Below are 10,518 nucleotides of genomic sequence, written 5' to 3' on the forward strand. Positions count from 1 at the left end.
TTCAAACTTCCGATCCCACTCTTCCTGGGACACCTCGACGTAACTGTTCGGGTTGGCCGTGTGGTAGTAAGCGATGCCCTTCAGCTCGTACGGCGCAAACGCTCCGTCGACGGCCGGGTCGGTCTTTATGTTGAGGAAGTTGTACAAGAGCACCGCTCCCGCCGCCGCCCTCCCGCACATCAGGTGGTCCGGGTGCGACTCATAGGGCAGGTGGGGGTCCACCGTCATCACCAGGTCGGGCCGAAGCTCCCGGATGGCCCGGATCACGTCCTGCCGCACGGCATGCTCGGAGTAGTCGCCGCAGTCCGGGTAGCCCAGCCACCGGAGCTCCTTGACGCCGAGCACCCGGGCCGCGGCCTCCTGCTCCCGCTTTCGAACCGAAGCCAGTTCATCCGGCGCAAGCTCCCGTCCGTGCTGCCCTGCCCTGCCATCGGTCACGGTCAGGTAGAAGATCTCGGCGCCCAGCCGAGCCAGCCGGGCAATGGTGGCGCCTGCCCCGATGTCGGTGTCGTCCGGGTGCGGCTGAACGCACAGAACCCTCCGGCACTGCTCGATTTGCGGGGGCGGCACGATCTGGCGGATGACCTCGGGCGCGGATGGCATTGATGCCCTCACTCCCCGCCGGCCCGATTCGTCTCTCTGCCCCCGATCCCTCCACACCCGGAAGGCCAGCGCTAGCTGTGCCGGCTCGAGCGGACGTACTCCACGAGCCCGAACAGGCCGACGGCCAGGCCGATCAGGGACGCGGCATAGGCCACGAAGCTCAACAGGAAGCTCGGCGGCAGGATCCGAACCACCATCAGGAAGGGCAGCACCCACCCCAGCACCAGCAACAGCAAGCCTGCGGCGACCAGGCCGATCGGCTTCGCCCGCATCACTCGCGGTACAGCCAGCACGCCGCGCGGTGCCCCGGCGCGACCTCAAATGCCGGCGGCTCCTTTGACTCGCAGAGCCCCTTGATGGCCAGCGGGCAGCGTGGGTGGAAGCGGCAGCCCGGCGGAGGCCTGACGAGGCTCGGCGGCTCCCCGGGCGGCACCACTTTGAACGTGACCGCGTTGGCCGGATCCGGATCGGGAATCGCGGCCAGAAGCGCCTGGGTGTACGGGTGGCTCGGGTTTCGCAGAATCTGCGTGGTGGGTGCCTGCTCCACGATCTTGCCGCCGTACATCACGAAGATGCGCTCGGAAAAGTAGCGGACCGTCGACAGATCGTGCGTGATGTAGATGACGCCCAGGTCGTGGGCCTGCTGCAGGCCGTACAGAAGCTGCAGGATCTCCACCCGCACCGACGCATCCAGCATCGACACGGGCTCGTCCGCCACGATGAGCTTGGGATCCAGGATGGTGGCCCGCGCGATGACGAGGCGCTGCTGCTGCCCCCCGCTGAGCATGTGGGGAAACTTCGGCAGGAATTCCTCAACCGGGACCAGCTTGACCTCCTCGAGGGCCTTGCGGATGCGCCGGTTCCGTTCCTGCTTGCTCCTGGCGCCGTTGATGAGCAGGGGCTCTTCCAGGATGCGGTGCACATCCATGAAAGGGGGCAGCGCGCCATAGGGGTCCTGCTGCACGTACCCGACTCGGGACCGGTACCACCGGATCTCCTGTGACCCGCCTGCGTCGATCCGTTTTCCGTCGAAGACGATCTCGCCTTTGGTGGGCGCATGCAGGCCCAGGATGGTCTTCGCCAGCGTGCTCTTCCCGCAGCCGCTCTCCCCAACGATGGCGACCGCTTCACCCCGCCTGAGCTCGAAGCTTACCCCGTCCACGGCCCGGACGACGCCCGTGCGGACAAAGCCCCACCGCCTCAGCTCGAACCAGGTGTGCAGACCCATGACTGAAAGCAGCGGCTCGCCTGTGGTCTGCGGCTTCACCGGTGCAGCCAGCACTTGACCCATCGCCCGTCTTCAACCTCCACGGGGGGCGGCTCCTCCTCACACCGGGCAAACCTCGCCGGACAGCGGTCTGCAAACCGGCAGCGCCCGGGCGGGTTGATCAGGCTGGGCGGTTGGCCCGGGATGAAGGCCAGCGCCTTCTCCTCGCGCAGGGTCGGTACGCTCCCCATGAGCTTCTTCGAGTACGGGTGGAGCGGCTCCTGGTAAAAGCGCGCGGCGTCGGCCAGCTCCACCACCTGCCCCGCGTACATGACGGCGACGTCATCGGCCAGCTCGCTGGCGGCGGCGATGTCGTGGGTGATGAGGATGAACGTTGTCGCCAGATCCCGCTTGATCCGCTTGAGCACGTTCATCAAATTGGCCTGGGTCAGCACGTCGAGGGCCGAGGTGGGCTCGTCGAGCAGCACCAGCTCCGGCTGCATCACCAGTGCCATCGCGATGGCGGCCCGTTGGCGCATTCCGCCGCTCAACTCGAACGGGTAGCGGTTCAGGAAGTCCGCCGGCACCCCCACCAGCCGGAAGACCTCCTTGACCCGTTCCAGCGCCTCCTTCTTGCCGGTCACGCGGCGGTGAATCAGCAGCGGCTCGGCAACCTGCTCCTCGACCCTGATGACCGGGTTCAGCGAGTTCATCGCGGCCTGCGGCACCAGGGCGACCTTGAGCCACCGGACCTCCCGGCGGAAGCGTTCCTCGTCGAGCCGCATGACGTCGGTTCCGCCCAGGAAGACCCGCCCGGTGTACGTGTGAACGTTCCGCGGCAAGAGCCTCAGGATGGCCCTGGCCAGCGAGCTCTTCCCCGAACCGGACTCGCCGATGACCACCAGCGTTCGGCCCCGGGTAAGGCCAAAGCTGACGCCGTCCACCGCCTGGACCGTCCCTTTGGTGGTTCGGAAGTAGAGGCGCAGGTTTTCAACCCGCAGCGGGCCGTTCGTGGCTACCCCATCTATGCGACTACCCCACTACATCTCCCGCAGCCTCGGATTGAAGATGCGGTCAAGGGCAAACCCCAGCATGGCAAAGCCGAGACCCGTCAGCATGAGCAGGACCGAGGGGCTCAATACCCAGTAGTAATAGCCGTTGTACAGGGCGCCGTTGGAATAGGCGTCCTCCAGCACCTTCCCCCACGTCGGCAGAACGGGGTCGCCCAGCCCCAGGACGGCCAGCGTTGCCTCGAGGAAGACGTACGTGGGGATCAGGACGACGAACTGCGGGACCAGCACCGGCACCACTCTTGGAATCATGTAACGGAACACGATCCGCAGGTTGCTCGCCCCGTAGGCTCTCGCCGCCTCGATGAAGGGCGACTCCTTCACCTGCAAGAACATCGCCCGGTACGTCTTGATGCCGGCGCTGAACGCCCCTAGAAGGATGACCACGCCCAGCATCACCCAGATGCTCTTGGAGTACAGGGTTCCCACCATGATGAGGATGGGGAGAACGGGCAGGATCAGGTTGACCTCGGTCACGCGCTGGATGAGTCCGTCAACCCACCGCCCGTACCAGACCCCGATGGCCGCGATGACCATGGTGGTCACGGTGGATCCCACGGCGGCCAGAAAGCCGAAGGCGAGGGCGATGGGCGCCCCCCACAGCAGCGCGACCATGATGTCCCGGCGCCGGTGGTCGCTTCCCGCCAGCCCGTGCACCTTGCCGTAGACGACAAGCTTCGCGTCCAGATCGTCGCTTTCCCCGAACAGCAGTCCCTCGACGATGAGGCTGTACGTGCCCTTGAGCGGGACGGGCTTTTCCGCCCCCGGATCGGCGAAGAGCCCGACCTCGGGAGCCCGGCCCCCAAGCCGGCGCTGGAGGCGGGCGTCCTGCGACAGGCGGTAGGTCTCCGCGGCTCTCACCGGGCGCTCGCCAAGGCGGATCTCGCGGCCGTCGGGGGTCTTCCAGGAGAGGGAGACGTTCGGCCGCCGCTCCTCATACGTCCCCTCGAGAAAGACGCTGACTTCCTGCGGAAAGTCGTCGTACGGGTAGTTGAAGGCGAAGGCGATGCTGACCTGCTTGAGATCCTCGGAGAGCGCCTCCACCCGCTTCAGTCCGGGGCTGGCGGTGGTGCTCAGCACGACGGTCTCGGGAAGGTTGACTCCGGGAAAGAGGTTGACCCATCGCGGCATGGCGTTTTTGGGGTTTTCCAGCCAGACGCCCTCGCTGCCCCGCCACAGCCTGATCCCTTCGCTGAGCGGCATGCTGGCGACGGTGTAGATGGAGAGGCCCACCAGCCCTGCGATGATGACCAGCCCCGCGACGGCCGACGGGTACCGGGCGAGTTGCCTGAGCCCTTCCTGCAACGCCTTCATGATCGCGGGCTCTCAGCTCCGACTTTCACCCTGGGATCGACCAGGGCGTAGACGATGTCCAGCACGAAGACCGTCACGGCGAGCAGGTATGCGTAGATGACGACCGACCCCACGATCACCGGCGTATCGGTGAGGCCGATCGCCCGGAAGAGCAGCCGGCCGAGCCCCGGCCAGTTGAAGATGGTCTCCAGCACGATGGCCCCCGTCCACAACGTGATGAGCGTCAGGGCGAAGCTGGTGATGATGGTGGGAAGCGTTGGCCTGAGGATGTAGCGCCGCTCGATGGCGCTCGACGGCAGCCCCTTGGCCTTCGCCATCTCCACGTAGTCCTCGCTGGAGTAGATGAGGAAGAAGGTACGCCAGTAGTAGATGGTGAGGAATATGGCGCTGACGACGATGGCGGTGACCGGCAGGATCAGGTGCCTGAGTACGCTTAGGGCGTACTGCAGGAGCTCTCGGGGAGGCGGAGCGGCGACCATCCCGCCGAAGGGCAGGACCCGCAGCGCGGCCGCGAAGATCAGGATGAGGAAGACGCCGTAGAACCAAGCGGGAGCGGCCGAGGTGGGCGCGAGCGCGACGATGGCCCTGTCCAGGGTGCTGCCGTAACGCCGGGACAGGAAGAGGGCAACGAAGACGGATACGAAGAAGAGCAACAGCTGGGCGGTGGCGAAGAGCAACAGGGTCGGTGCAAGCCGCTCCAGCAGGATCAGCCGCACCTGACGCGACCCGCTGTCGCTCGTCAACTGCTCGGCCCGCCCCAAATCCAGCGTCAGGGCGTTTTTGAGGTACATGAAGCTGCGCACGGCAAACGGCCGGTCAAGCCCCATGCGTTCCTCAAGGATCTTCACCTGCTGCTCGATGAGCCTCCTGCGCTCCGCAGGGGACAGTTCCTGCAGCTCTGGGTTGGCCGCGACGCCGACCGCCACCATCTCCCAGATGGACGCCCTGCGGATCTGGTCGACGTACCCGCCCATGTTGGCGACGAGGATGGTCAGGTAGACCCCCACGACCACGGTGAAGAACAGCGCGACCCCCCGAACCAGGGTGTATTTGCCGACCCTGGCCAGCGCGGTCGCAGGCGCCCCTGTCCTGACGCCCAGCCTTTGAATCCACGACAGGGCCGGTGTGGCCACGGCTCCCCTCCCTACGGGACGGGAACGTCAAGGGAGGGAGGCAGCGCCCCTCCCCTCAACGTCCCCGTCCGACTGACAGTCACTTTCTACCGGGTCGTCACGAACACCACCGACTCGAAGCTGGGGATGCTGACCACCCGGGGCACCGCGATCACCTCGAGGCGGTTGGAGCCCGCCGGAAGGCGTCCGGTTTGCGCCCCGGTCAGGACGATCCGCCACAGCCCGTCCCCGACTGCCTGCGCCGTACCCGTGAGCGCGAGCTCGCCGCGGGCGTCAAAGACGAGGTACTTCACGTTCTCCACCAGAGCCACCGGGTATGGCTTGCCCTGGAAGGTCACCGCCACGTCGTACACCGCCTCGGCGCCGATCCTCACCCGGGTGGCGCCCTCGACCTCGAGGTCGGCAATCATGGGCTCCCCGAAGCGGACCCACTTCTCCGCGGGGTCGGGGTAGTCGGCGAACCGCTTGAGGTGCACCATGCCCTCGACCGGGTACGCCCGCTCGAGGTAAAAGGGGCCCGAGCCGACCCAGAAGTGGCCCTTCTCGCGGTACCAGGCAGCCAGGTTGGCCCAGCGCTGCCGGGCCTCGGCGGCGCTGATGAACTGGCCGAGCGCGGGCGCGTACGGGATGTAGTTCTCATCGCTGGCCTTGCGGAGGAACCGCTCCAGTACGCCCACCGTCGGGCCGGCGATCATGTTGAGCCATTCGACCCCGAGCTTTTGGGACTTGTCCTTGGAGAAGGCCGCCTCCTGGTTCATCTCGGCCATGAGCCCGAGCCCCAGCGTGTGCCAGGCGCCGGGCCCCTGATCATAGTACGGGAACCAGGTCCCGACGTACCACTCGGCGTCGAGGTAGTACAGGTCCGTGTACGTCTCGATCACGAGCGGGTCCTTCTGGACGATGCGCACGCCCCGGAAGTAGCGCTGGAACGTCTCAAAGGCCGGCACCTTTGCCGCGTCGAAGACAGGGCTGCCTTCCTTGGCCCGGTCGAAGGTGAGGATGATGCCCAGCACGATGTCGGCCAGGGAGAAGTTGCTGCCGTCGTGCCACTTCACGTTGTAGAGGTTGTTGGGGTAGTAGACGACCGTCTTCCGGTTTGCCGTCAGGCCTTCCGGATGCTTCTCCCCCACGGTGATGAAACGCTGGGCAACGGGGTCCCAGTCGAGCCAGGCGTCAGGCGGCACCCGGTTTTCGGGCACGAACTTCAGGTCGACCCAGTCGAGGGTCCGGCTGACCGGCAGGCCCTCCTTGACGTAAACCTCTGCGCGCTCGGCCCGCTGGGGCCAATGCAGGCCCGTGAACGGATCCCACATGTAGCCGTAGTCAGCCGTGGCCCGGATGAGCATCATGTCGTAGATCCAGTTGGTGCCATCCAGCGGGTTCCAGGGGTCGGTCAGGATGCTGGGCATCGCGATTCGCATCGTGCCGCCGACCCTGTCGGTGAACCGGATGGTGTAAGGCCACAGATACGCCCCGTAAATGCCCCCGGCGAGGTCGGCTGCAACCTTGACCTCCGCCCGGCGCGGGGAAATGCTGAGACTGTCGACGAGCCACACCCTGACGGAATCCTGCATCGCAAGCTCCAGCGCCCGGGCGAAGAGCTGGGTGCGCTCTTCCATCGTCTTGAAGTCACGCCGGGCCAGCCTGTCCGCAATCTCGTCGAACTCGGTGGCCGGCTTGTAAGCCTGCCAGAGCGGGCGGGCAAGGCCCCGCGGCGTGTAGAAGAAGTTAAAGTTGGTGGACTGGTCCCGGGCGACCACCGTGGTCACCCAGCCGCCGGTATAGATGTGGAACAGCCCCTTGGCGGGGTCGCTGCCGATCCAGATGGGCGAAGCCTCAGCCGCCGTCTTGTACTGGCGTTCGACGGTAAACCCGAGCTCCTCCAGCAGCGTCGCCAGGTAGTCGCCGATCTCCCGCCGCTCGTCCTCCGTTCGGATGAGGAGGATCAGCTTGACGGGCTCTCCCTGGTAGTGCCACTTCCCGCCCACCAGCGTGGCCCCCAGCTTGCCCATCTCTTCGGTAATGACCGCTTTCGCCCGTTCGGGGTCGTGCGCGTAGCGGAGTTCGAGCTGGCGCGCTATGTCGGCCAGCCGGGCGTAATCGGGGAAGGCGCTCGTGATGGGCAGGTAGCGGGGAACCGCCATTCCCCCGTGGATCTCTTCGGCGATGTACTCCCGGTCCACGAGCCAGTTGATGGCTTCACGGACTCTCGGGACTGCAAACGGGTTCAACTTGCCGTCTTCGAGGACGGGGCCTGCGGGGTTGAACGTCAGTTCGGAGTACGAACCGAAGGACCGCTCGAAGCCCAGGGCCGGAGAAGCGGATACTTTCTGGAAAATGGCGGGATCGGAGACGCCGTAAGCGTAAACGTCAAGCTCGCCTACCTCGAGCCTGGTCACGGCAGCGGCTGCGGAGGGTTCTTCGGTAACGATGACCTCATCCACCCACGCTCCCATGCGTTGCTCCGCCGTCGCGGTGCTCACCGCGAACGCCAGTACGAAAACCAACACCACGGATCCGACCCAACCAGCTCTTAGGGACACCCCCCTCACCCCCCTGGGGTTTTAGTGACACCGGAGGCCGCCGGCGCGCGGCGTCAGGTACCCCAAAGAACGCAACGGTCAATGAAGGTCCGGTGCGACGGCGCCGGGATGATTCGCCGCATCTTGTCCAATCCCTGCCGCATTCCTTAGAAAACCTCTCTGACAAGAGGGGGGCGCACCAGAGCCCGCCACAGGACAGGCCCTGGAGCAGGACCTCCACTGCGGTCGCGGAACCCCGACGAACGGGACGGGGCGAGGAAGTGGCGGTAGCCAGGCCGGCACGCACAGCGGCCATCTCCTGCTGCCGGCGGCCCCGGCAACGGCCGACAGGAAGGCGCCCGCCGCGGTGACCTGAGCGGCAGCGTGCAGCCCGGGTGGGCCGATCGGCAGCACGCTCAAGCCGGGCGGAGGGGCAGGCGGGGCAACCGTGGAACTGACAGCGTTCCTTCTGGTGCTGAGCGGCGCAGCGGTTCATGCCCTCTGGAACTCGCTTTTGAAGCGAAGCCAGAGCCGGCTGGCGTTTTCCGTCGGCTTCATCGCATTCCAGTGCGTCGTGCTGTTGCCGTGGTTTGCGGTCGCGGTCTGGCAAAGCGGCCTCGAGCCGCACCAATGGGTGTGGGTTGCGGCGAGCGTGCCGCTTCATTTCGGCTACTTCCTGGTTCTGCTTCGGGGTTACTCTAGCGGGGACTTCAGCCTCGTCTACCCGATTGCGAGGGGGCTTGCGCCGCTTCTGGTTACGCTCTGGGGCATGTTGTTCGCGGGGGAGCGGCCGAGCCCTCTGGGGTGGGCCGGCATCCTGGCGGTTGTCTCGGGGGTGCTGGCCCTTGGGTCAAGCGCAGGTGGGGACACAGGTGGCCGTTTCGGCGACAGGGGGCCACGGCCGGGTGGGCCGCCCCAAAGCGGGGGCGGGCGTTCGGCTCGGCGTCACGCGGGGCGCCTGGAGTGGCACAACCCGGCGGTGGGCTGCGCTGCGCTGGCGGCCCTGCTCATCTCGGGCTACACGCTGGTGGATGGCCTTGCGGCGAGGGCGATTGGCCCCGTCGTGTACTTTTACCTGGAGACCGCCGGGACGCTGACCCTGCTGGCGCTGACCGCCGCGCTTCAGGGCCGGTGGGCCGAAGTGCGGGCCGATGTCGGCTCCAACTGGCGCCTGTACCTTCCCGTGGGCTTCATGGGTGGTCTGGCGTACATCCTCATCCTCTTCGCGATGGAGCAGGCGCCGCTCGGTTACGTCGCGGCGGCCCGCGAGTCCAGCATCCTGTTCGGGCTGGTGCTTTCCCGGTTCTTCCTGAAGGAACGGGTCACGAGCCTCAGGGTGGCGAGCGGCGCAGCCGTCGTTGTGGGACTCGTGCTGTTACGACTGTCGTAGGCTTCAGGGGGAACCCGTCGGTGCCGCTTCGCACCCTTGTCGGGTGCCACTGGAGCAAGGCTGTACGGCATACGTGCGGCCGGTGAGCCACCCGGTGCCCCACGGGCCGCAATCACAGCTGCCGGTGGGGCATCATGGAAGACTGTGGAGACCGCGCCAGCGCCCCGCTATCAGCGCTGGCAGTCTGCGACGCCTCAGAAAGCTGGGTCGCTTAGGCCATACTATCCCCGGCGTGCCGTCTCTCCAGGGGCCGCCGCCAGCTCTGGAAGGGAGACAGCCATGGGAGACGTGCAGGATCGGGGAACCCGGCCGGTGAGCCCCCCGCTGGCAGGACGGGCCGGCAAGGCCGGGCCGGTGGGGCCTCATTTCGGAGGGCGGGTGTATCCGGAGGGCGCCGTCCGCTTCGGGCAGGAGGTTGGTGCCGTCGTCGAATCGTCGGTGCAGGAGTGGCAGGCCTGCATTGACGCCTGCACCCGGTGCGCCCGGGCGTGTGAAGAGTGCATCACCTCGTGCCTGAAAGAACCCGACGTGCAGGCCAGGGTTCGGTGCGTCCAGTTGCTGCGCGACTGCGCCGACGTCTGCACCCTGTCGGCCGCGCTCATGGCCAGGGGCAGCCGCTACGCCGGACAGCTGGCCGGGGTTTGTGCAACCGCCTGCGACGACTGCGCCGCGGAGTGCGAGAGATTTCAGGACGAGCACTGCCAGGACTGCGCCCGGCACTGCCGCCACTGCGCCGAGGAGTGCCGGCTCATGAGCGAACGGTCACGACCGTGACGGACCGGGGCGGGAGCAGCAGGGCCGGGGCCGGCGGAACTTCTTCGGCGTCGTCGTGCTGCTCGAAGCTGGCCTCGGTCAGGCACCGAACGCTCTCGGGGAGCAGCGGGATTCCATCGGGAAGTTCCATACGGAGGCGTGCGCCCGCCCGGCTGTCCATGTTGACGGCAAGGATTCGCAGGGTGCCGTCGTCCCCGGCGACCGCATAGACCGAAAGGGTGGGGGGCGCGCCCTGCAGGAGGACGGGGACGACCGACCCGTGGAAGTCCCGCAGCAGGCGAAAGACGTGGTAGGTGGGACGGATAAAGCCGGCCGAGTCCAGAAGTCCGTGGCCGCCGGTGTCTTGAAGGGCGAAGTAGTGGGCGAGCTCGGCCCGGCCGGCCATGATGCGACCGGCCACGTCAGCCGTCCAGAGGGCGGCCGTGAAGTCGGCCAGGTGCCGGAAGCTGGGGGTGCGCCACGAGAGGCCGTACTCGGTGATGCCGATCCCCACCTGGCCGGCCCG

At 66.9% G+C, this 10,518-nt stretch carries 10 protein-coding genes; 2 read left to right on the forward strand and 8 right to left on the reverse strand.

Going from position 1 to position 10,518, the window contains the following annotated elements:
• The 7 genes from AB1609_07640 to AB1609_07670 all read right to left on the reverse strand — a co-directional run.
• Positions 1 to 603: PIG-L deacetylase family protein (locus AB1609_07640; protein MEW6046340.1), on the reverse strand; the 603-nt coding region annotated here is incomplete at its 3' end.
• Positions 604 to 674: 71 nt separating this feature from the next.
• On the reverse strand, positions 675 to 875 hold the full coding sequence (locus AB1609_07645) for a hypothetical protein (protein MEW6046341.1): 201 nt from the start codon (positions 873 to 875) through the stop codon (positions 675 to 677).
• Positions 875 to 1,831: an ABC transporter ATP-binding protein gene (locus AB1609_07650; protein MEW6046342.1), complete on the reverse strand. Its 957-nt coding sequence runs from the start codon at positions 1,829 to 1,831 to the stop codon at positions 875 to 877. The genes AB1609_07645 and AB1609_07650 overlap by 1 nt, the downstream gene beginning before the upstream one ends.
• Positions 1,832 to 1,866: 35 nt before the next feature.
• Positions 1,867 to 2,754 (reverse strand): ABC transporter ATP-binding protein, encoded by an 888-nt coding sequence (locus AB1609_07655; GenBank protein ID MEW6046343.1) that lies wholly within the window; start codon positions 2,752 to 2,754, stop codon positions 1,867 to 1,869.
• Between the two features lie 96 nt (positions 2,755 to 2,850).
• The gene (locus AB1609_07660) at positions 2,851 to 4,194 is read right to left on the reverse strand and encodes an ABC transporter permease (GenBank protein MEW6046344.1); all 1,344 of its coding nucleotides are present in this window, start codon (positions 4,192 to 4,194) and stop codon (positions 2,851 to 2,853) included.
• Positions 4,191 to 5,303, reverse strand: coding sequence for an ABC transporter permease (locus AB1609_07665; protein ID MEW6046345.1), 1,113 nt, complete (start codon positions 5,301 to 5,303; stop codon positions 4,191 to 4,193). Before AB1609_07665 ends, AB1609_07660 begins: the two co-directional genes overlap by 4 nt.
• A 110-nt stretch (positions 5,304 to 5,413) precedes the next feature.
• Complete coding sequence (locus AB1609_07670) at positions 5,414 to 7,870, reverse strand: ABC transporter substrate-binding protein (protein MEW6046346.1); 2,457 nt, start codon at positions 7,868 to 7,870, stop codon at positions 5,414 to 5,416.
• 427 nt (positions 7,871 to 8,297) lie between these two features.
• Here AB1609_07670 and AB1609_07675 point away from each other — a divergent pair, with 427 nt between their 5' ends.
• Both AB1609_07675 and AB1609_07680 read left to right on the forward strand, forming a co-directional pair.
• Positions 8,298 to 9,239, forward strand: a complete 942-nt coding sequence (locus AB1609_07675) for an EamA family transporter (protein ID MEW6046347.1) — start codon at positions 8,298 to 8,300, stop codon at positions 9,237 to 9,239.
• A 279-nt stretch (positions 9,240 to 9,518) separates the two neighbouring features.
• Positions 9,519 to 10,013 (forward strand): four-helix bundle copper-binding protein, encoded by a 495-nt coding sequence (locus tag AB1609_07680; GenBank protein MEW6046348.1) that lies wholly within the window; start codon positions 9,519 to 9,521, stop codon positions 10,011 to 10,013.
• Here AB1609_07680 and AB1609_07685 read toward each other — a convergent pair.
• A partial coding sequence (locus AB1609_07685) for a hypothetical protein (protein MEW6046349.1) occupies positions 9,988 to 10,518 on the reverse strand: 531 nt, incomplete at its 5' end. The two genes, AB1609_07680 and AB1609_07685, sit on opposite strands and share 26 nt — an antisense overlap.

It is taken from the genome of Bacillota bacterium, from assembly GCA_040754675.1.
GTDB lineage: Bacteria > Bacillota > Limnochordia > Limnochordales > Geochordaceae > Geochorda.

Coding starts and splice junctions, on each gene's coding strand:
- AB1609_07645 (MEW6046341.1), bottom strand. CDS start 875: ATGCGGGCGAAGCCGATCGGCCTGGTCGCCGCAGGCTTGCTGTTGCTG.
- AB1609_07650 (MEW6046342.1), bottom strand. CDS start 1,831: ATGGGTCTGCACACCTGGTTCGAGCTGAGGCGGTGGGGCTTTGTCCGC.
- AB1609_07660 (MEW6046344.1), bottom strand. CDS start 4,194: ATGAAGGCGTTGCAGGAAGGGCTCAGGCAACTCGCCCGGTACCCGTCG.
- AB1609_07680 (MEW6046348.1), top strand. CDS start 9,519: ATGGGAGACGTGCAGGATCGGGGAACCCGGCCGGTGAGCCCCCCGCTG.